Annotated in this window: 23 protein-coding genes; 21 read left to right on the top strand and 2 right to left on the bottom strand. The window is 45.5% G+C overall.

The genetic code is table 11. From position 1 onward, the window contains the following. Window positions 1–100 precede the first annotated feature (100 nt). Window positions 101–349, bottom strand: coding sequence for a ferredoxin (locus tag HNY42_RS10885; RefSeq protein WP_012370689.1), 249 nt, complete (start codon window positions 347–349; stop codon window positions 101–103). Window positions 350–641: 292 nt separating this feature from the next. Here HNY42_RS10885 and HNY42_RS10880 point away from each other — a divergent pair, with 292 nt between their 5' ends. From HNY42_RS10880 to HNY42_RS10845, 8 genes are all read left to right on the top strand, one after another. Further along, window positions 642–1,655 carry a YpbB family protein gene (locus HNY42_RS10880; RefSeq protein ID WP_188004493.1) on the top strand — a complete coding sequence of 338 codons (1,014 nt, stop codon included), beginning with the start codon at window positions 642–644 and terminating at the stop codon, window positions 1,653–1,655. Continuing rightward, on the top strand, window positions 1,652–3,085 hold the full coding sequence (locus HNY42_RS10875) for a RecQ family ATP-dependent DNA helicase (protein ID WP_188004492.1): 1,434 nt from the start codon (window positions 1,652–1,654) through the stop codon (window positions 3,083–3,085). The genes HNY42_RS10880 and HNY42_RS10875 overlap by 4 nt, the downstream gene beginning before the upstream one ends. Window positions 3,086–3,124: 39 nt before the next feature. Then, window positions 3,125–3,322, top strand: a complete 198-nt coding sequence (locus tag HNY42_RS10870; RefSeq protein WP_233494518.1) for a hypothetical protein — start codon at window positions 3,125–3,127, stop codon at window positions 3,320–3,322. Between the two features lie 71 nt (window positions 3,323–3,393). Next, window positions 3,394–4,278, top strand: coding sequence for a MerR family transcriptional regulator (locus HNY42_RS10865; RefSeq protein WP_131502550.1), 885 nt, complete (start codon window positions 3,394–3,396; stop codon window positions 4,276–4,278). A gap of 59 nt (window positions 4,279–4,337) precedes the next feature. Beyond that, on the top strand, window positions 4,338–4,928 hold the full coding sequence (locus HNY42_RS10860) for an adaptor protein MecA (RefSeq protein WP_188004491.1): 591 nt from the start codon (window positions 4,338–4,340) through the stop codon (window positions 4,926–4,928). Window positions 4,929–5,106: 178 nt separating this feature from the next. After that, window positions 5,107–6,054 carry a D-alanine--D-alanine ligase gene (locus HNY42_RS10855; RefSeq protein ID WP_188004490.1) on the top strand — a complete coding sequence of 316 codons (948 nt, stop codon included), beginning with the start codon at window positions 5,107–5,109 and terminating at the stop codon, window positions 6,052–6,054. Window positions 6,055–6,185: 131 nt separating this feature from the next. Next, entirely contained in the window at window positions 6,186–7,451 is a 1,266-nt protein-coding gene (locus HNY42_RS10850; RefSeq protein WP_012370683.1) for a Glu/Leu/Phe/Val family dehydrogenase, read from the top strand. A gap of 115 nt (window positions 7,452–7,566) precedes the next feature. Next, window positions 7,567–8,556, top strand: a complete 990-nt coding sequence (locus tag HNY42_RS10845; protein WP_188004489.1) for a YpdA family putative bacillithiol disulfide reductase — start codon at window positions 7,567–7,569, stop codon at window positions 8,554–8,556. Window positions 8,557–8,613: 57 nt separating this feature from the next. Here HNY42_RS10845 and HNY42_RS10840 read toward each other — a convergent pair whose 3' ends face one another. Then, window positions 8,614–9,582, bottom strand: a complete 969-nt coding sequence (locus tag HNY42_RS10840; RefSeq protein ID WP_188004488.1) for an asparaginase — start codon at window positions 9,580–9,582, stop codon at window positions 8,614–8,616. A gap of 151 nt (window positions 9,583–9,733) precedes the next feature. Between HNY42_RS10840 and prsW the strand changes: the two genes are divergently transcribed. From prsW to HNY42_RS10775, 13 genes are all read left to right on the top strand, one after another. After that, window positions 9,734–10,393: a glutamic-type intramembrane protease PrsW gene (prsW, locus tag HNY42_RS10835; protein WP_131502545.1), complete on the top strand. Its 660-nt coding sequence runs from the start codon at window positions 9,734–9,736 to the stop codon at window positions 10,391–10,393. Between the two features lie 25 nt (window positions 10,394–10,418). After that, entirely contained in the window at window positions 10,419–11,075 is a 657-nt protein-coding gene (locus HNY42_RS10830; protein WP_131972533.1) for a flagellar brake protein, read from the top strand. A 77-nt stretch (window positions 11,076–11,152) separates the two neighbouring features. Continuing rightward, complete coding sequence (gene cmk, locus HNY42_RS10825) at window positions 11,153–11,824, top strand: (d)CMP kinase (protein ID WP_131502544.1); 672 nt, start codon at window positions 11,153–11,155, stop codon at window positions 11,822–11,824. Continuing rightward, the gene (locus HNY42_RS10820; RefSeq protein ID WP_188004487.1) at window positions 11,821–12,420 is read left to right on the top strand and encodes a lysophospholipid acyltransferase family protein; all 600 of its coding nucleotides are present in this window, start codon (window positions 11,821–11,823) and stop codon (window positions 12,418–12,420) included. Before cmk ends, HNY42_RS10820 begins: the two co-directional genes overlap by 4 nt. A 93-nt stretch (window positions 12,421–12,513) precedes the next feature. Beyond that, complete coding sequence (gene rpsA, locus HNY42_RS10815; protein WP_114595553.1) at window positions 12,514–13,647, top strand: 30S ribosomal protein S1; 1,134 nt, start codon at window positions 12,514–12,516, stop codon at window positions 13,645–13,647. A gap of 123 nt (window positions 13,648–13,770) precedes the next feature. Continuing rightward, window positions 13,771–15,081, top strand: a complete 1,311-nt coding sequence (gene der / locus HNY42_RS10810) for a ribosome biogenesis GTPase Der (RefSeq protein WP_026828069.1) — start codon at window positions 13,771–13,773, stop codon at window positions 15,079–15,081. Window positions 15,082–15,098: 17 nt separating this feature from the next. Further along, the gene (locus HNY42_RS10805; RefSeq protein WP_188005444.1) at window positions 15,099–16,124 is read left to right on the top strand and encodes an NAD(P)H-dependent glycerol-3-phosphate dehydrogenase; all 1,026 of its coding nucleotides are present in this window, start codon (window positions 15,099–15,101) and stop codon (window positions 16,122–16,124) included. 39 nt (window positions 16,125–16,163) lie between these two features. Further along, on the top strand, window positions 16,164–16,340 hold the full coding sequence (locus HNY42_RS10800; protein ID WP_131972534.1) for a DUF2768 domain-containing protein: 177 nt from the start codon (window positions 16,164–16,166) through the stop codon (window positions 16,338–16,340). Next, on the top strand, window positions 16,337–17,071 hold the full coding sequence (locus HNY42_RS10795; protein ID WP_188004486.1) for a hypothetical protein: 735 nt from the start codon (window positions 16,337–16,339) through the stop codon (window positions 17,069–17,071). The genes HNY42_RS10800 and HNY42_RS10795 overlap by 4 nt, the downstream gene beginning before the upstream one ends. Window positions 17,072–17,156: 85 nt before the next feature. Continuing rightward, window positions 17,157–17,429, top strand: coding sequence for an HU family DNA-binding protein (locus HNY42_RS10790; RefSeq protein ID WP_012370671.1), 273 nt, complete (start codon window positions 17,157–17,159; stop codon window positions 17,427–17,429). A gap of 142 nt (window positions 17,430–17,571) precedes the next feature. Continuing rightward, the gene (locus HNY42_RS10785; protein ID WP_188004485.1) at window positions 17,572–18,150 is read left to right on the top strand and encodes a heptaprenyl diphosphate synthase component 1; all 579 of its coding nucleotides are present in this window, start codon (window positions 17,572–17,574) and stop codon (window positions 18,148–18,150) included. Between the two features lie 22 nt (window positions 18,151–18,172). Beyond that, complete coding sequence (locus HNY42_RS10780; protein WP_131502541.1) at window positions 18,173–18,880, top strand: demethylmenaquinone methyltransferase; 708 nt, start codon at window positions 18,173–18,175, stop codon at window positions 18,878–18,880. Between the two features lies 1 nt (window position 18,881). Then, window positions 18,882–19,844: a polyprenyl synthetase family protein gene (locus HNY42_RS10775; RefSeq protein ID WP_131502540.1), complete on the top strand. Its 963-nt coding sequence runs from the start codon at window positions 18,882–18,884 to the stop codon at window positions 19,842–19,844. The last annotated feature ends 81 nt before the right edge of the window (window positions 19,845–19,925 follow it).

Here is a 19,925-nt window from a genome sequence, read left to right as displayed (position 1 = left end):
TTCCTGTCTTAAATCACTTTTCTGCGCTCGCCGTAGGAAAGTGATTTTTTTTACGAAAAAAAAGATCTGCTCCTGTAAGAGCAGACCGGTGAGTCGAACATTATTCGTATTTAAGCGCGTCGCCTTCAAATGATTCGTCCGCTACTTTGATAGAATCTGTCGGGCATCCTTCGAATGCATCGATCATATCATCAAATAACGCTTCTGGAATTTCAGCTGTTCCCTTGTTATCATCTAAAATGACGTAAGCCAAGCCCTCATCATCGTAATCATAAATATCAGGGGCAGCTGCGCCGCAAGCGCCACATGCGATACATGTGTCTTTGTCAACAATTGTAAATTTAGCCATCGGTCATTCTCCTCTCGATTCGAAAACATTGGAAACCAAGTACTGTTCTCATCTATAAGTCATTGTATCGGACTCATGCGCGCATTTCAATGAAGAAGAGGTAGAAGTATGTGAATAAACCAATCGATGGGGTGAAATCGCCTTTTCCGTTTCTTTAGTAGATTCAACATAGCGTAAATCAGATAGGAAATGTAAAATAGGAACAAATGTACGAATTGGGAGTCGGATGTATTCTGAACATGAACGAGGCATCCCAGTAACAACTTGCAACAGGACGGAAAGGAGGACTGACATGGAAAAAACAATCGTACGACAAATCGTACTAGAAGCCATCAGTCGTTTGCAAAATGAACGGACAGATCGAAGCTTATTTCATCTGATTCAAGGAAAACGTTCAGCGACTTCCTTACAAGACGCACATTTTTACGGACTGGAAGCTATTTTCGGAATGGTGCCATTAAAAAAAGACCGGTTTGAGCAGCTGTTACAGGAGCTGGAACATGCCGGCTGGATCGAGCGGGAACAAACTTTGATGATTACAGATGCCGGAAGAGCACAAATCACTCCGCCTTTTTTACTGGATGACTTAGGTGGAGAGCTACGCGGTTATCCGATACATTTGTGGAAACGGATCAGTCTGTTGATTCAATCGATTGTCTGTCTTAATCAAAACACTTTTTTTATTCCAGTACAACAAGACAGTGGGATAAAAGAGTGGGTCAGACAACAAATCCGTCAGGTACCCGAACGGTCGGTTTGGATAACGACTGTGTATCAAGAACTGAATAAGGCGTTACATCAATTGACAGAACGAGATGCAATTCTCATCAGTTACCGGTTATCCGGGCAAAAAACGGGATTATCGTTTCCTCAATTGAGTGAACGGCTGGGAACGGACTTGCTTTCGCTACAGTTGGAATTTGTGATGGCCTGGCGAAGATGTTTACGGGCATTACCTGAAGACGGCCTGATACTGTCTCTAGGAAACGATATTGATCATTTTAAAATGACGCAGTCTGCGAAAAAGACCTGGGAGTTGCTGAAACAAGGTTACACCGTTCAACAAATTGCCGAGAGGCGACGATTAAAAAAAAGTACGATGGAAGATCATCTCGTCGAAATCGCAATGTATGCTACTGTTTTTCCACTCGAACAATTTGTGACTGCTACCCAACATGAAGAGGTTGTCCGACTCTCTGAACGGTTACAGACGTTCTCACTGAAACGGATTAAACACGAATTGACGCAGGAAATGGACTATTTTCAAATCCGTATCGTCCTGGCAAGAAAGGTGGCTCGTCCATGATGGAAGAAGTATTAAAGCGAATCTTTCGATATGATGCATTTCGTGACGGGCAACGTCCAATCGTCGAATCGGTCCTTGACGGTCATGATACAGTCGCTATCCTGCCGACAGGCGGAGGTAAATCGATTTGTTACCAATTGCCATCTTATCTGCAAACGCCCGGACTGACGTTGATTGTATCCCCCTTGCTGTCGCTGATCGAAGACCAGGTCATGCAAATCAAACGCCGGGGGGAACGATCCGTCGCCAAGTTGACGTCGCTTGAGTCCCGTGATCAAAAAGAGCACATTTTACGCCACCTGAATCAGTTACGTTATTTATATCTGTCCCCTGAGCAGTTGGCTGTCCCGCAAATCCAACAACGGTTAGCGGACATCAAAATCAATCTGTTTGTCGTCGATGAAGCCCACTGTATCTCGCAGTGGGGGCACGAGTTCAGAACGGAATATGCAAAACTGGGGTCTATCCGAAAACAGCTGGGTAATCCGACTTGCCTAGCTTTGACGGCTACGGCAACGAATCAAGTCGAACAGGACATCATTCAAGGGCTGGCACTTATACAACCCAACCGGATCCGTCATTCCGTCAACCGACCGGAAATTCAACTCATTGTCGAACAAACTGAACAAAGCGAAAAAGATACAGTGTTGAAAAGACGATTGAAGACTACCAATCGTCCATGCGTCATTTATACGACGACGCGGAAAGAAGCAGAGCGAATCGCGACGTTTGTTCCTCAGGCGGCCTATTACCACGCCGGTCTTGAACCGGAAGATCGACAACTGATTCAACAACAGTTCCTTCACGACGAAATTGACTGTCTGGTCTGTACCAGTGCATTTGGTATGGGTGTTGACAAAGGAAATGTCCGGACCGTCATTCATTATACGATGCCGGCTACGATTGAAGCCTACATGCAGGAAATCGGACGAGCGGGACGGGACGGTCAGCCCTCGACTGCTGTATTACTCTATGCACCAGGTGATCAACAACTTCAACAATTCTTAGTGGATAAACAATATGCGTCGTTACTTTGGGTTGATCAAGTGACTCAATCCCGCGGACAAGGGGAGTCTTTTGAATCGATTGAACAACGCCTTAATCTCGAACCGGATGATCCCGCCTATCGATTGTTAAAAAGTCAACTTATGGAAGGGAAAACAAAATCACAAATTATTGAATGGCAAGAGGACCGGAAAAAAATACGTTTACGTGAACTTATGCAAATGATAAATTATATTCAAAATACGTTTTGTCGCCGGGCCTTCATCTTGGAGCATTTTGGCGAGAAGCCAGTTGTACAAGACCGGTGTTGTGACAATTGCGGTACACTCACGGTGGACGAACCTGTCATACAGGTCGATGTGAACCAACTTGACTGGAAACGTCGGCTAGAAGAAGTCTTTTTTTCATCCCGTCCTTCAGTGTAAACTAATAGTATTCCTTATTTTTTAGAAAAGGTGATGAAATTGAGTAAACACGATCAACGAAAAAATCGGCAAGATGAACAACAACGAACATCATTACCTCCACGTTCCTCGAGAATCGAGCACGTTCGAAATGAACGGTTAAAACAACCATTTGCTAAAAATCCACTTGCGATTACCCTCACCGTTTTGATGATTACCATTATCATTGCCTTTGTCTCCATCGGTTTCATGATGTAAGCGCACATTGTGAACGGAGATTTTTTTCCTTTACGGGTATACTAAAGGGAAGAAGAAAGGAGGCACGGTGCATGGATCGTGGGAAATATAATATCAAAGCAGTTGCTGCATTGGTGGGACTCAATCCGACGACCATTCGTGCTTGGGAACGGCGGTATCAAGTATTGGATCCAGATCGGAGCGAATCAGGACATCGTATTTACAGCGATAACGATGTTGCCAAGCTGCGGTGGATTGTCGATAAACAAAAAGAAGGGCTATCGGTTTCGAAAGCCATTCAACTATATGAAATGCCGGTGAACCGAACGGAGGTTCCAACCGATTACGGGATCGAACTGCGTGATCAACTGTTCGAAGCACTGACGAGTTTCGAAGAACGGCACGCACATGACATCATGAACAAAGCCTTTTCGATGTTTAGCTTTGATAAGGTCATTCAAGATATCGTAGGTCCGTTGTTACATGAAATCGGGATGCGATGGGAAAAAGGAACGATTACGATTGCACATGAACATTTTGCGACGGCGTTCTTACGGGCGCGTCTCTCGACGTTATCCCTTCAAATGCCGATTAATCCATTTTTGCCACGCATTCTGTGCGTTTGTGCACCGGAAGAAGAACATGAACTTGGATTGCTGTTCTTTACGTTGTATTTACGTCAGAGCGGATTCGATGTCATTTTCCTTGGCGCGGGTATTCCAGTACCCGATCTTGTGGCGGTAACGAAACAGCTGACTCCTCGAGCAGTTGTTTTATCTTGTACGATTTCTGATCATTTAAAGGACCTGGATGAAGCAATTGACGAGATTCATCTGCATGCGCCGCAAACGGAAATTGGTTTGGGTGGCTATGCCGTTGACCAACATCCGGAAAAGTATGGGGATATGTTGCTTGGATCAGATGACACCGCTTGGAAAAGTTGGTTAAGTCGACTCACTCCGACAACTGGTGTATAGTGTGAGTCATATTGAACGGAGAGCTTTTATACTCTGCCGAGTAACTGGAGGAGTCTAATATGAGGTTTGAGCAATTTAAGCAAGGTCACTTACGGGTCTTCGTGTCAAAGCAAGAACTGTCTGCCCATGACGTTCGACCAGAAACGTTGGCTGTCGGAAAAGGACAAGCATTATTACGTAATTTACTAGAAGAAGCAGAATCGAATTACGGATTTCATGCCGTCGGGACACTCGACTTTTTTGTCACATTTTTTCCGAATGACGGGATGTTGGTCGATGTTCGGCGGGAAGGCGCCTTGCCGGAAGAAACGTTTGAAGAATTTGATCAAGTGGAAATCAGGATGACGGTCGATATCGTGCATCATGTCTTATATCAACTGGATCAGTTGGAGGATGTCATTCAAGCGAGTCATAGTCTGGGGCGTCACATCGATCAAACGGAATCGGGTGGCACACTGTATTTCTTTGAAAACCGTTATTATTTATACTTCCAAGAACAAATGAAGCAACATGTTGAGCAGACGATTACAACGATTCTGTCGGAATACGGAGTACCCAGTCCGAAAAGTCCGCTCGTGATGTCGGAATACGGCAAAACGATTCTGTTGGAACAAGCGGTTCCAGCTCTAATCGCAACCTTTACACCTTGATTCGGATGACCCATTTTAATCGGGAATCGTCAAGGTGTAGCTAAAAAGTCACTTCACCGAATGCATTCGGGAAGTGACTTTTTATGTGTCTGGACGATTCTTGCGACCATTTTGTGTTTTTTCATACAAAAAGTGATGGTATGATAAGCATTGAACGTAAGATGAAGGAGTGAACAAGATGAAAGTGGCAGTATTGTTTGGCGGAATTTCTGGTGAACGTGAAGTTTCATTAAATAGTGGGAAATCGGTAATTAATGCGCTGGAAAGTAAAGGGCATGAAGTCGTTGCCGTCGACTTTCATCCAGAGCGTGCAGAGGAAATCTTAAATCTACAAGTCGAGGCCGCTGTCATTGCCCTTCACGGCAAGTTTGGTGAAGATGGTCGTGTCCAAGCACTACTAGAGATGGCAGGCATTCCATATACAGGTTCAGGAGTATTGGCGTCAGCGTTAGCGATGGACAAGGCGCGCTCAAAGGTACATTTCGAAAAAGCAGGCATTCGAATTGCACGGGATGTATTGGTCGAGCGAGGGGACGACATCGAACAAAAAGTCAAACAATGGGACAAGCAATTCCCTTGTGTCGTCAAGCCGGCACAAGAAGGCTCTTCGAATGGTTTAACGATTGCGACGGACGAACAGATGCTGCGTCAAGGCATCGAACTGGCATTCCAGGCGGATGATGCTGTTTTGATTGAACAATTCATCAAAGGGCGTGAAGTTACAGTGCCGGTTCTCGGGGCGAAAGGACAAGAAAAAGCCTTGCCGGTCATTGAGATCATTCCGAAAAATGAATTTTATGACTACGAGTCAAAATATGCAATCGGTGGATCGAAACATATCTGTCCGGCGCAGTTTAACGACAAGACGACACAAATCTTACAGGAATGGGCCGTTTTAGCCCATCAAGTGTTAGGATGCGCCGGTTATTCGCGGTCCGATTTCCTTGTTCCCGATGAAGGGGCACCGGTTATTCTGGAAACGAATACGTTACCGGGGATGACCTCTACGAGTCTGTTCCCAGATGGTGCGCGAGCTGTCGGAATCGACTATCCGGAACTGGTCGAAACATTTATTGAACTGGCGATTACGCGTCATCAAAGTGAATCGGCAAGCAAAAAAAAGTGAAAATGAAGTAGATGTTAGAAAGCGCTTACAAATATGGTGACAACCCCTTTCATTACGGCTCGGAAAAAGGTATACTTTATCCGAACAAGGAAACGGCATAGGGGATGCCACTTATGGGGAGGAACGTTGGAATGATCACTGACCAACAACACGCAAATCATCGCAAGAATGTACTCGAAGCAACACAAGAAATCGTCAAGGAAGCACTTGAAAAACTTGGTTACCCAGACGAGATGTATGAACTGTTGAAAGAACCACTTCGGATGTTGACAGTCCGGATTCCGGTTCGAATGGATGACGGATCGACCAAAATCTTTACCGGTTACCGTGCTCAGCATAATGATGCCGTCGGTCCGACGAAAGGTGGAATTCGTTTCCATCCTAACGTAACGGAAGTCGAAGTCAAGGCATTGTCCGTCTGGATGAGTCTCAAGGCAGGAATCGTCGATTTACCTTACGGCGGGGGGAAGGGCGGAATCATCTGTGACCCACGTGAAATGAGTTTCCGTGAAATTGAACGGTTAAGTCGCGGATATGTTCGTGCCATCAGTCAAATCGTTGGTCCGACGAAAGATATTCCGGCACCGGACGTCTTCACGAATTCACAAATCATGGCGTGGATGATGGATGAGTACAGTCGAATCGATGAATTCAACTCACCAGGCTTCATTACAGGGAAACCATTAGTGCTTGGAGGTTCCCATGGTCGTGAGACGGCAACGGCAAAAGGTGTCGCCATCATGATTCGAGAAGCGGCTGCCAAAAAAGGAATCACGCTTGAAGGGGCACGTGTCGTCGTTCAGGGATTCGGTAACGCCGGAAGCTTCTTATCGAAGTTCATGCATGACCTCGGTGCGAAAGTCATCGCCATCAGTGATGCATACGGAGCATTACACGATCCGAACGGTCTTGATATTCCGTATCTACTCGATCGTCGCGATTCATTTGGTACTGTGACGACCCTTTTCAAAAATACGATTTCGAATAAAGAGTTGTTGGAACTGGAATGTGATATTTTAGTCCCGGCAGCCATTGAAAATCAAATCACAGAAGACAACGCCCATGACATTAAAGCGAGTATCGTGGTCGAAGCGGCGAACGGTCCAACGACGAACGAAGCGACGAAGATTTTAGCGGAACGTGATATTTTGATTGTTCCGGACGTTCTCGCTTCAAGTGGTGGCGTAACAGTCTCTTACTTTGAATGGGTTCAAAATAATCAAGGATACTACTGGACGGAAGAAGAAGTGCATGAAAAACTTGAAAAAGTGCTCGTGAATTCCTTTAACCAGGTGTATCAAACGGCTCAGACAAGAAATGTCGACATGCGACTTGCGGCATACATGGTAGGTGTCCGGAAAATGGCGGAAGCGTCACGATTCCGTGGTTGGGTTTAATCTAAGTCAAGCTCACTTCTAAGTGAAGTGAGCTTTTTTTGTATGGTTATTTCTTTCTTCGGCCGGAAAGATTTGCTAAGATGAAAAAAAAGCAAGCGGAAGAGGCGAAAGAGATATGTTGGATTGTATCGTCATCGGCGCAGGACCTTGTGGGTTATCAGCTGCAATTGAAATGCAGGAACGGGGATTGTCCGTCGAAGTCATTGAAAAAGGAAATATCGTGGAAGCCATTTATCAGTACCCGACACACCAGACGTTTTTTTCAAGTAGTGAAAAGCTGGAAATCGGCGGTGTGCCTTTTATTAATAAAGAATTGAAACCGAAACGACAAGATGCACTCGTCTATTACCGGGAAGTAGTACGGCGAAAAGAAGTTACCGTGCGACCATTTGAGACGGTTCAACACGTCGCGCGCATCAACGGCGGGTTTAACGTGACTTCGCTTCGCAGTCAGCAAGTCGTGACACGGGAAGCTAAATCGGTTGTTCTCGCGACCGGTTATTATGGACTGCCGAATAAGATGAATATACCGGGCGAAGAGTTGCCACACGTTTTCCATTACTTCAAAGAAGGTCATCCGTTTTATGGCCAGGATGTTGTCGTAATCGGTGGGAAGAATTCGAGTGTCGATGCAGCAATTGAACTTGAAAAAGCAGGTGCCCGTGTGACCATGTTGTATCGCGGCGAATCGTATAGTCCGTCGATTAAACCATGGGTCCTGCCGAATTTTGAATCCCTGGTCCGGGCAGAAAAAGTGACGATGGTGTTTGACGCAACAATCGAAGAAATTACGAATGCGGAAGTGTTATATTCTGTTCACGGTGAACAGTTGGCCGTCAAAGCTGATTTTGTCTTCGCGATGACGGGTTATACACCGGATATCGGACTGTTCGCCGATGCCGGAATTGAAATCGATTCAGAAACAGGAATCCCTGTATTTGATGAAGCGACGATGGAGTCGAACATCGACGGCATCTATATCGCTGGTGTTGTTGCAGCTGGATATGATGCCAATAAAATCTTCATCGAAAACGGACGATTCCATGGTGAATTGATTGCAGACAGTCTTCTGTATCGTCTGAAACAAGAAACTGCACGATCATAATGTATATGCACACAAAGGGAGAGGCGTTCATAGCCCCTCCCTTTGTTGTCTGTTCTTCTATTCGACGCGGAAAGATTCTTCCAAAGCATGGTGCGTCGCACTAATCTCAAGTTCGATCATTAATTTCAACCGTGCTTTTTGAGAATTCAGTCCATTTGAGAAAATCACACCGAGTTCTTTTAATTGTTGTCCGCCCCCGGTATACCCGTATACATCCTGGACGATCCCGTTGAAACAACGACTGACGATAACGATCGGCATTTGTTGTGTCAGTGTCTGAATCGCATCTACCAGGCTCGGCGGCACGTTTCCTTGACCGAGTACTTCTAGCACAAGGCCATCGTAACCGAGTTCGCTGACCGCAAGCAGTAAATCAGGCTCCATCCCGGCATAGACTTTGAGGACGGCAACGCGTTTGCTCAATTGTGTCACCATATGGGTCGGTTTGAGAAGCGGTGTGTTAAATAAGTAAACATGATCTTTCGTCACCATACCCAGATTTCCGAAATGGACGGATTTAAAAGTATCGACTGAAGAGGTATGAGTTTTTGTGACGTTAAACGCAGAGTGGATTTCCCCGTTGAAGACGACGAGGACCCCTTTGTCTTGAGCAGCCTTACTGACGGCCACCCGTAAGGCGGTAATCAAATTAAATTCACCGTCTGATCCGACCTCATTGGAAGAACGCATCGCACCAGTCAAAACGATCGGGATAGGCGCTCCGATCGTGAGCTGGAGAAAGTATGCTGTTTCCTCTAACGTATCCGTGCCGTGTGTGATGACGACGCCGTCATACGAGCCATCCTGTAATTCCTTACCGATGAAGTGAGCAAGTCGTAACATGATTTCTGGTGTGATATGCGGAGACGGCAGATTGGAAAAGTGACGTGTTGTAATGTCAGCAATGTCGGTCGCTTTGGGCAATGAGGCATCCAGCGGATTGATTTCATTAGGTAAAACGTGACCGGAATGGTTTTGCGCCATGGCGATGGTGCCTCCGGTATGAATCAAAAGTAGTTTTTTCATTAAGTAGTCGTCGTCGTAAAACGAGCAACCTTCACCTTCTTTCCCGTCATTTTCATTAACATTGTACCCTTTTTTTCCAGAGAAACAATGGGTGCTGTTTTCTTTTTCGACAGAAACCTTTATTCTAAGAGAATAGGAAGGGGGAGGAGACGTGTTACCAATCGTTTTCTCAGGAATTGCCCCAGGAATTGCATTGTTGACATATTTTTATCTGCGCCACGAACATGAATCAGAGCCCGTAGGGTATATCCTACGTAGTTTTATTTTCGGGATACTTCTTGTTTTTCCTTTAATGTTCATCGAATACATCATTCAAAATGAGTTTGGAGGACTGGAACCGATTCAATTGGTTCGTTCTGCCGTGACGGAAGAATTTGCAAAATGGTTTGTTGTGTTTTATACCGTCTATATCCATCAGCGGTTTAATGACTATTATGACGGTATCATTTATGCAGTCGCTTGTTCCTTAGGATTTGCGACACTGGAAAATATTTTATATTTAATGGTCAATGGGACGGTTGAACATATGATTTTCCGTGCGTTTTTACCGGTCTCAGGACATGCTTTATTTGCAGTCATCATGGGATTTTTTATGGGAAAAGCTAAGTTTTCGAATCATCCGTATCGTTGGCTCGGATTATCGATTTTTGTTCCGATGATTGTACACACTATCTTTAATTTGTTAATATTGGAAAATGGTGGGATATCTATTGTGCCGATTTTATTTATGATTGGATTATGGACAGTCGGTCTGTATCAAATTCGAAGTGCGAATCGTTTGAACCAACGCCACAATAGAAAAAGTAACTGAATAGAATGGGCTGGGAGAGAGTAAGATGATAGAAACTGGAGATTTAGTCATGTTGACCAATCAAGAGGACCGGCAAGGGCGAACGAAAGTGACAGCCGTGACGAACCGACTGATTTGGATTGAGGCACCAAGTGAAGTCTCGACGTTAAAAACTTTTATCTTGTCGGATCAAGAACAAGTCGGATTTTACTTTTTTAAGGAAAAAGGAAAGCTGTATGGATTTGAGACGGAAGTCGTCGAACGTCAAAATGATCCGTTACGAGGTCAACGGTATGCGTTACGTCGACCAAAAGAAGACATGATTCAGCGTGTCCAGCGCCGACAGTTCGTCCGCGTGCCTCAATTATTGGATGTAGCTGTTCATCCACATAAAACGGCTTTTGAACCGTTCACTTCTGTGACGCTCGATTTATCGGCAGGCGGAATTTTAGTATTGGCTAATCAAATTCCAATTGAAGTGAAGGAAGAGCTGGAATTAACCTTTTTACTGCCGACGGGAGACGGTGTGACACATACAGTCGATGTTTTGGCAGAACTCGTCCGTGTTGACCCGAGAGAAGCCCGTTATGAATTAGCCTTTCAGTTTACTCGGATCAATGACCGAAGTCGTGAACTGGTCTTACGGCACTGTTACCAAGCGCAAATGAAAAATTCACGACGTGGAACGAATCCATTCACGTAAGGGCTTTTTTTTGCTATGATAACGGTCGATACTATACACCACTTACGTTGGTGATGATGGAAGGAACGAAATCACTCATGAAGAATATTCAAATTGCCTTAGACGGACCAGCAGGAGCCGGGAAAAGTACGATTGCCAAACAATTAGCAGCACATCTCGATTATGTGTACATCGATACAGGAGCCATGTATCGTGCCGTCACGCTTGCCGCGTTAGAACAGGGGCTTGATTTAGAAGATGGACCGGTCCTTGGAGAATTGATGAAATCACTCGATCTTCGTCTGACACCGGGAGAACACGGACAACGGGTCTTCATCGGAGAACGGGAAGTGACGGAAGCGATTCGAACGAATGAAGTGACGAATAACGTTTCGTTTGTCGCCCGCCAAGCAGAAGTCCGGTCGGCGCTTGTCATTGCCCAACGCAAACTGGCGGAACATGGGGGGATCGTCATGGACGGTCGTGACATCGGGACGGTCGTCTTGCCTGAAGCCGAACTGAAAGTCTTTCTGACGGCATCGGTCGAAGAACGAGCGAGCCGCCGTCACCGTGAGAATGTCGCCCGTGGAATAGACAGCGACTTAGAAGCATTGCAGGAAGAAATCGCCCTGCGCGATCAGCGGGATAGCGAACGGAAGGTTTCGCCGCTTAAGCAAGCAGAAGATGCCATTTACCTCGACACGACAGAATTGAACATTGATCAGGTCGTCGCCCGGTTAACTGAACTTGCAGAAGGTGTCCTGAAATGAAAAAGAACGAATTTGTTTATCGATTAGCACGATTCATCGTCCTGATGATTGCTAAAACGGTCTTCCGTTTAAAAGTGACGGGGAAGGAAAATATTCCGTCTGACGGATCACTCTTAGTCTGTGCCAACCACAGTTCCAACTGGGACCCGGTCTTTTTAGTCAGTGCTATTCCGACCAGCCGCTCCGTACGCTACATGGCGAAAGAAGAATTGTTCAATATCCCGGTTCTCAAGCAAATCATGATTTCAGCCGGAACCTATCCGGTCGGTCGCGGACAAGGTGATCGCCAAGCACTGAAGCGGACGATTGAATTGTTAAATTCGGATGAAACGGTCGGAATTTTTCCGGAAGGGACCCGATCGGCACCAGGAGAGTTTACATCAGCCCAACCCGGCGTCGGATTCTTCGCTTTGCGTTCACCGGCCCAAATCTTACCGATTGCAATCATCGGGGATTACCGTCCGTTCCGAAGAATGCGCGTTGCCATCGGAAAACCGGTTGACATTGCGGATTTAAGAGATCAGCGAGGGGCGGCGAAGGCGATTTCCGAACGGATTTTGGAAGAAATCAAAACCGTCTACTTCAATCACGCGTAATGCCTTGACAAATAGTCAGAATTGTAAGAAGTTAGAAGAAGGATAAACGTATTCATACGTTTCTTGTACTCATCGTGAGGAGGTTGTGTTGGAATGGTCGAAGAAATGAAAGATATGCCTGATTTTGAAATTCATCGGGACCAGGTGATAACCGGAACGGTCGTGAAGATTGAAGACAAGCAAGCACTCATTGATATCGGATATAAGACAGAAGCAATCCTGCCGATTAGCGAAGTATCGAGTCTCCACTTGGATGACATTCAAGGTGCGCTCAAAGTCGGTGATGAACTACAAGTAAAGGTCAAGAAAATAACAGATGAAGAAGTAGTTGTTTCCAAACGTGAAGTGGATGCCTTGCAGGCATGGGAAAAAGTCGAAGCGAAATACGCATCAGGTGAAATTTTTGATGTTGTTGTAAAAGATATCGTCAAAGGCGGACTTGTCGTCGATATCGGTGTTCGTGGATTCATTCCGGCTTCTCTTGTAGAACGACATTACGTGGAAGACTTTTCGGATTATATTGGTCGAACGATTGCTGTTAAAGTCGTCGAACTGGATCAAGAAAAAAATCGTGTCATTCTCTCGCATAAAGCCGTTGTCGAAGGCGAACTGAATGCGAAGAAAAAAGAAACCCTCGAGCAGCTCGAAGTGGGCCAGATTTTAGAAGGAACGGTTCAACGCTTAACGGATTTCGGTGCGTTCGTTGATATTGGCGGTGTGGATGGTTTAGTCCACATTTCTGAAATGGCACATCATCGTGTGGAACGGCCGTCTGATATCGTCACGGAAGGACAACAAGTCGAAGTGAAAGTACTTGGTGTCGACCGCGATACGGAAAAAGTAAAACTTTCGATTAAAGAAACGCAGCCGGGTCCATGGCAACAGATGGAAGGTAAAATCGAAGCGGGAGATATCGTCAAAGGACGTGTCCGTCGAATCGTCCAATTCGGTGCGTTTGTTGAACTAGCGCCACAGGTGGAAGGACTGCTTCACATTTCGCAAATCGCGAACCGTCACATCGGGTCGCCGTCAGAAGTGCTTGAAGAAGGTCAGGAAATTGAAGCAAAAGTTCTTGAAGTGCATCTTGCGGAGCATAAGATTTCCTTGTCAACACGTGTGCTGGAGCAGGAAGAATCGTCGGAAGATGACTATTCTCAGTATACGGATCAAAACGAAGGATTTTCAGTTGCTGATCTTGCTGAGAAAGAATCGGATTCAAAAGAATAACGTAGTAAAAGTGAACACGAAACGTGTTCACTTTTTTTATGTTCCGATAGATATGGTATAAAACCGCTTCATTTGGTACAATAGAACGGCTATGAAGCGAGAGAAGAGAAAGAAGGTGTTGGGATGGCAATTCCAGTAGTGGCGATCGTAGGTCGCCCAAATATCGGAAAGTCGACGATTTTTAACCGGGTGATTGGAGATCGGGTTTCGATCGTAGAAGACAAGCCAGGCGTTACCCGCGACCGTATATACGGAACTGGAGAATGGCTGAATCGTCATTTTCATTTGATTGATACAGGTGGAATCGAAGTCGGGGATGAGCCCCTACTTCAAATGATGCGTCATCAGGCGGAACTCGCTATCGATGAAGCGGATGTCATTATTTTTATGGTCAACGGCCGTGAAGGCATTACATCAGCAGATGAAGAAGTCGCAAATATGTTATTCCGTTCAAATAAACCCGTTGTCATTGCGGTCAACAAAGTCGATAACTTTGAAATGCGCGATTTGATGTACGAGTTTTATTCATTAGGATTTGGTGATTTGTATCCGATTTCCGGAACGCACGGTTTAGGACTCGGAGATATGCTTGACCGTGTGCTTGAGCTTGCACCGGATAAAGAAGAGATCGAATACGATGAGGACACGATTAAGTTTGCTTTAGTCGGACGTCCAAACGTCGGGAAATCAAGTATGACGAACTCGATTCTCGGTGAAGAACGGGTCATCGTGTCAAGTGTCGCCGGTACAACGCGTGATGCAATCGATACACCGTTTTCACGGGATGAACAAGAGTATGTCATCATCGATACAGCTGGTATGCGCAAACGCGGAAAAGTCTATGAATCAACAGAACGATTCAGTGTCATGCGTGCACAAAAAGCCATCGAACGGGCGGATGTCGTCTGTGTCGTATTAGATGGTGAAGAAGGCATCATCGAGCAAGATAAAAAAGTTGCCGGTTATGCCCATGAAGCAGGTCGTGCTATCGTGATCGTCGTCAATAAATGGGATGCCGTTGAAAAAGACGATAAAACAATGAAAAAAATGGAAGAGGAAATTCGCGAAGAATTCCGGTTCCTTGATTATGCACCAATCGTTTTTGTCTCGGCGAAAACAAAACGTCGTTTACAAACGTTACTTCCTGTCATCAAACAAGCAGCGAAGAGTCATGCACAACGCATTCAGACAAGTGTCTTGAATGATGTCATCGTAGATGCGGTAGCAATGAATCCTGCACCAACGGATAAAGGTGTTCGTTTGCGGATTAACTATGCGACACAGGTCGCTTCTCGTCCGCCTACATTCGTTTTATTCGTCAATGATCCGGAATTGTTACACTTCTCATATAAACGTTATCTGGATAACCGGATTCGTGAAGCTTTTGATTTTACAGGAACACCAATTCGGATTTTGGCACGTCAAAAACAATAAGGACAAGGTGAATCATGATGAAAAAAATCGCAGTCATTGGAGCCGGGAGTTGGGGAACCGCACTCTCACTCGTTTTAGCCGATAACGGTCATGAGGTCACTCTCTATGGTCGGGATCAAAAAAATGTTGATGCCATTAATCAAAATCATGAAAATACGCAGTTCTTACCAGATGTGACGTTGCCGGAATCACTTCGGGCAACAACTGTTTTAAGCGAAGCTGTTGAAGGGGTCTCACATATCTTGATTGTGACGCCCTCTTCTGCGATTCGTTCTGTATCGCGTCAGCTGAATGAATTGTTGACGGAACCGGTCGTGTTGATTCATGCCTCGAAAGGGATTGAACCTAAAACACATTTGCGGCTGTCGGAATTGATGGAACAGGAAATTGATGCCTCTAAACGTTCAGCAATTTGTGTGTTGACGGGTCCATCCCACGCGGAAGAAGTCGCATTACGGAAGCCGACGACTGTGACGGTTGCTTCCACTGATATGGCAGAGGCGGGACGTGTGCAGGAATTGTTTACGAATGATAACTTCCGTGTCTATTTGAATGCCGATATCATCGGAGCAGAACTGGGCGGAGCATTCAAGAACATCATTGCTTTAGCAGCCGGAATGGCAGATGGATTAGGGTACGGTGATAATGCCAAAGCTGCCTTGATCACCCGTGGAATGGTCGAAATTGCCCGACTCGGAACATTGTTCGGTGCAAATCCGATGACGTTCACTGGTTTGACGGGAATGGGCGACTTAATCGTGACCTGTACATCGGTCCACAGCCGGAACTGGCGTGCAGGAAATGCGATCGGCCGGGGCGAAAAACTCGAAACCGTTCTTGAGAACATGGGGATGGTCGTCGAGGGCGTCCGGGCGACACAAGCTGCTTACGATTTAGCGGAAACGAAACAATGTGAGTTACCCATCACGACAGCGCTTTATCATGTCTTATTCGACGGACATACTCCGGCAGAAGAAGTACAGAAATTGATGCGCCGTCCGCAGAAAAATGAGATTGAACATCTGTTTACGATGAAAGATTAACGGAGTGGGGTGGAAACCTTGAGTCCTGGATTACTAAAAATGTGGATTTCGTTCGCCGGGATCGGTTTGTTTGCGATCAGTGTCTTATTGGTCACAATCAGTCGGACGAAATTATCCGGAGGTTGGCAATTTTTGATGTCGACCATTGCTTTTCTTTGTTTTATCGTTGCATCGATCATCATGATCTTTATCGTCATGGCAGGTCCGAGCGCATGAAAAAACTTTTGGTGGTTTTCATGTTGGTCCCGGTCATGTTGTTATCCGGTTGTCTGTTTCCGGACAGTCAAAAACCGTCGAATCGGGTTCCTTATCCGGAACAGATTCGGACGGTACAAAATGCAGTGGACGCGTATCAAAAGGATACGGGAGTTTTACCAATCAAAACAAGAGAAGCAGATACGCCATTAATGGAACGCTATCAAATCGAACTGGGACGTCTGATTCCGCGATACATGAGTGACCCGCCTCCAAACAGTTTTGAAGGTGGCGGTACATTCATTTATTTACTCGTCGACGTCGAGAAAAAACCGACAGTCAAATTGATGGACTTGCTTGTAGCAGAAGAACTTCAAAAGCTCCAAGTCCGAATTGATACGTACCGTAAGAAAAATGACAAGTATCCTTTCAAAGGTTCGATCGGGAAAAATCAGTTTACGCTGGATTACAAAAAGCTGTTTATTAAAGATGAACCAAAAGTGCCGAGTCCGTATTCAGACGAAAAACTGTCGATCTATGTAGACGGGCAAGGACAGTTGTTTATCAACTACTTGCCTGAACTTAAAAAAGCCGTCGAAACAGCGAAGAAAAAGCCGAAAGTCGGCCAAGATATTCGGCATTTGCTCTACGATGAGCAACCTTTTGTTCCTGCGTACTCCCAAAGTTACACAATCAATAAAAAAGGCGAACCTGTGTTTTCTGAGAAATCGATCGAAGAATCAGAAAATTAATGGGGATTCTAACGAAAATGTTGTAATATCAACGTTTATAAGGTATGATTAGCCTCGAAGAAGTGATTGGGAGGGGGTGAACGTAATGAACAAAACTGAACTCATTCAAGCAGTTGTCGAAAAATCAGGTCTGACTAAAAAAGACGTGACGAAAGTTGTAGAATCAACATTCGAATCGATCACTGAGACACTTCAGTCTGGAGAGAAAGTCCAATTGATTGGCTTTGGTAACTTCGAAGTCCGTGAACGCGCAGCTCGTAAAGGTCGCAACCCACGTACAAAAGAAGATATCGAAATCCCAGCAAGCAAAGTACCGGCTTTCAAACCAGGTAAAGCATTGAAAGATGCGGTTAAGTAATTCGGCTACATAGTCGTTCGAGGAAATCCTCGGACGGCTTTTTTTGTGGACATTGAGAGACGAGAAAACGGACTGATTATGGTATATTAAAAAAGAAGAAAATCCATCAACGAGATGGCACTGGAGATCGGGGGGTAAAAGCATGAATCATCAAGAGCTGCTCGTGGAAGAAATGGTCACTGCACTCACTACAAAACAAACAACACAATTGGCTCGGCATGTGGATTTCCCTTTCATCAATCGTGAACAAATCAGTTGGTTGATCGATGTCGCCCAAAATGAAACGTTGGCTTGGCAATCACTTGTCAAAGGTGTGCACTATGCACAAGTGGCCTTACTGTTACATGAACGTGTCGGAGAGACCGAGAGAGGTTCAAAAGAACGACAATTGCTGGTTTTGGCCGGAGATTTGTTTTCGAGCTATTTCTTCGAAGAATTGGCTTCTCTTCCCCAAACGGCACTCGTAACACTCGGACGGACCGTTCAGCATGTGAACGAAGCAAAATGTGCCCTTCATGAGGAAAACTACGATTCGACCGATGAGTATGTCTTATTGTGGTTAAAGGCAGAATTCGGATTGGTTCAAGGACTAGCAACGATTAGCGGAAGAGACTGGTTGACGGAGGACGGACAACGTTTAATCCGTCAACGGGCACGAAGCTTACAGGCAAGTGCTCAACAACTGTTATTATCTCATCTGGAACAGATGGCAGTAGCGTAATATCTTCGAAAGGGTGAACTGCGTGCAGACACAAGAAAAAGAGAAAAAAGTATATGAAGTGTTTCAATCGATTTCAAGTAATTATGATCAGATGAATTCCATCATCAGCTTCCGCCTTCATAAATTGTGGAGAAAAGAAACGATGCGGCGGATGAATGTGTTTCCGGGAGCAAAGTGTCTCGACTTATGTTGCGGAACTGCCGACTGGACGATTCAACTTGCGAAAGCAGCCGGTCCGACGGGTGTGATCAAAGGACTCGATTTTTCTGAAAACATGTTGAAAGTCGGCGTGGAAAAAGTTGAAGCGCTTGAAATGAAAAATGTCGAATTGATTCATGGAAACGCGATGGAGCTTCCGTTTGGCGACCATTCGTTTGATTACGTGACGATTGGCTTTGGGCTGCGGAACGTTCCGGATTATCTGCAAGTCATTAAAGAAATGCACCGGGTCCTGAAACCAGGCGGGACGGTCGTTTGTCTCGAGACGAGCCAACCGACAGCACCGTTATTTAAAGAAGCATACGCACTATATTTCGGGAAAATCATGCCGCAAGTCGGTCGTTTGTTTGCGAAATCCTATGATCAATACAATTGGCTACAAGAATCAACAGAAGTCTTTTTAGATCGTGTCGAGCTGAAGCAACTGTTTGAACAGGCCGGTTTTATGCAAGTTGAAGTAAAAGCATTTGCAGGTGGGGCGGCTGCAATGCACCTCGGAAAGAAGTGGTGAGATGTCACTGCATTCAATTTATCGGGATGTAACAAAAGAAGTGAATTTAGTGGATGAATTTTTGATCAGTCACATCGCATCGAACGATCCGACAATCGATGCTGCCGGACAACAATTGCTTCAAGCAGGCGGCAAACGGATTCGGCCTGCGTTTGTTCTGTTGGCATCAAAATTCGGTCGGGCGGACCGTGATGAACTCGTGCGAGTCGCAGCCAGTCTTGAACTGGTTCACATGGCTTCGCTCGTGCATGATGATGTGATTGATGATGCCGAATTGCGACGCGGAAAACCAACCGTCATGCAACATTTTGATGAAGAAGTTGCCCTCTATTCCGGTAACTTTTTATTTGGGGAAGCAGTTAAGTTGATTGGTGAAGTCGGGAAACCGGAACTTGTTCAAGTGATGGTCCATGCGATGCGTGAAATCTGTGAGGGCGAAATCGAGCAGATTTACGATCAGTACGACTGGGAACAATCCATCAAACGGTATATCAAGCGGATTGAACGGAAAACGGCGATCTTGATTGAAGCCAGCTGTCACCTTGGGGCGATTGTCGCGAACTGTTCACCGGAAGATACAAAAGCGTTACGACAATTTGGGCGTGACATCGGTCTAGCTTTCCAAATTGCAGATGATTTGCTCGATTTTACGGCCAAGCGGACGGAACTCGGAAAACCTGTCGCGGAAGATTTGCGGCATGGTCATAAAACTTTGCCTGTGTTTTATGCTTCGGAAGATCAAGACTTCTTTCGTGAGTTACAAAAGATCCGTTCGATGCCGAGTCATGAAGAAGTGGCTCCTTTACTGGACCGGTTGCAACAATCAGATGCGTTGGAGCGCACGCAACAAACCGTTGATTTATACATCCGACGGGCGATTCTCCGCTTGAATCATCTGCCGAAATCGTCAGCAAAACGTTCCTTGGAAGAAGTCGCCCGGTATGTCGGAAAACGCAAAGGTTGAAAAAATGTAAAAAATTTCTTGCCGCTTGTCCATTTACGCAGTAAACTTACTATGTAAGCGCTTTTTTATCTGCATTTCATA

Origin of the sequence: Exiguobacterium sp. Helios, from assembly GCF_014524545.1 — a bacterium.
Lineage (GTDB): Bacteria > Bacillota > Bacilli > Exiguobacteriales > Exiguobacteriaceae > Exiguobacterium_A.
This window is presented reverse-complemented; position numbering and strand designations above follow the sequence as displayed.

What these genes read in the sequence shown, in the direction of transcription:
- HNY42_RS10885 (WP_012370689.1), bottom strand. Translation starts at nt 349, where the DNA reads ATGGCTAAATTTACAATTGTTGACAAAGACACATGTATCGCATGTGGC.
- HNY42_RS10880 (WP_188004493.1), top strand. Translation starts at nt 642, where the DNA reads ATGGAAAAAACAATCGTACGACAAATCGTACTAGAAGCCATCAGTCGT.
- HNY42_RS10875 (WP_188004492.1), top strand. Translation starts at nt 1,652, where the DNA reads ATGATGGAAGAAGTATTAAAGCGAATCTTTCGATATGATGCATTTCGT.
- HNY42_RS10865 (WP_131502550.1), top strand. Translation starts at nt 3,394, where the DNA reads ATGGATCGTGGGAAATATAATATCAAAGCAGTTGCTGCATTGGTGGGA.
- HNY42_RS10860 (WP_188004491.1), top strand. Translation starts at nt 4,338, where the DNA reads ATGAGGTTTGAGCAATTTAAGCAAGGTCACTTACGGGTCTTCGTGTCA.
- HNY42_RS10855 (WP_188004490.1), top strand. Translation starts at nt 5,107, where the DNA reads ATGAAAGTGGCAGTATTGTTTGGCGGAATTTCTGGTGAACGTGAAGTT.
- HNY42_RS10850 (WP_012370683.1), top strand. Translation starts at nt 6,186, where the DNA reads ATGATCACTGACCAACAACACGCAAATCATCGCAAGAATGTACTCGAA.
- HNY42_RS10845 (WP_188004489.1), top strand. Translation starts at nt 7,567, where the DNA reads ATGTTGGATTGTATCGTCATCGGCGCAGGACCTTGTGGGTTATCAGCT.
- HNY42_RS10840 (WP_188004488.1), bottom strand. Translation starts at nt 9,582, where the DNA reads ATGAAAAAACTACTTTTGATTCATACCGGAGGCACCATCGCCATGGCG.
- HNY42_RS10830 (WP_131972533.1), top strand. Translation starts at nt 10,419, where the DNA reads ATGATAGAAACTGGAGATTTAGTCATGTTGACCAATCAAGAGGACCGG.
- cmk (WP_131502544.1), top strand. Translation starts at nt 11,153, where the DNA reads ATGAAGAATATTCAAATTGCCTTAGACGGACCAGCAGGAGCCGGGAAA.
- HNY42_RS10820 (WP_188004487.1), top strand. Translation starts at nt 11,821, where the DNA reads ATGAAAAAGAACGAATTTGTTTATCGATTAGCACGATTCATCGTCCTG.
- rpsA (WP_114595553.1), top strand. Translation starts at nt 12,514, where the DNA reads ATGGTCGAAGAAATGAAAGATATGCCTGATTTTGAAATTCATCGGGAC.
- der (WP_026828069.1), top strand. Translation starts at nt 13,771, where the DNA reads ATGGCAATTCCAGTAGTGGCGATCGTAGGTCGCCCAAATATCGGAAAG.
- HNY42_RS10805 (WP_188005444.1), top strand. Translation starts at nt 15,099, where the DNA reads ATGAAAAAAATCGCAGTCATTGGAGCCGGGAGTTGGGGAACCGCACTC.
- HNY42_RS10800 (WP_131972534.1), top strand. Translation starts at nt 16,164, where the DNA reads ATGTGGATTTCGTTCGCCGGGATCGGTTTGTTTGCGATCAGTGTCTTA.
- HNY42_RS10795 (WP_188004486.1), top strand. Translation starts at nt 16,337, where the DNA reads ATGAAAAAACTTTTGGTGGTTTTCATGTTGGTCCCGGTCATGTTGTTA.
- HNY42_RS10790 (WP_012370671.1), top strand. Translation starts at nt 17,157, where the DNA reads ATGAACAAAACTGAACTCATTCAAGCAGTTGTCGAAAAATCAGGTCTG.
- HNY42_RS10785 (WP_188004485.1), top strand. Translation starts at nt 17,572, where the DNA reads ATGAATCATCAAGAGCTGCTCGTGGAAGAAATGGTCACTGCACTCACT.
- HNY42_RS10775 (WP_131502540.1), top strand. Translation starts at nt 18,882, where the DNA reads ATGTCACTGCATTCAATTTATCGGGATGTAACAAAAGAAGTGAATTTA.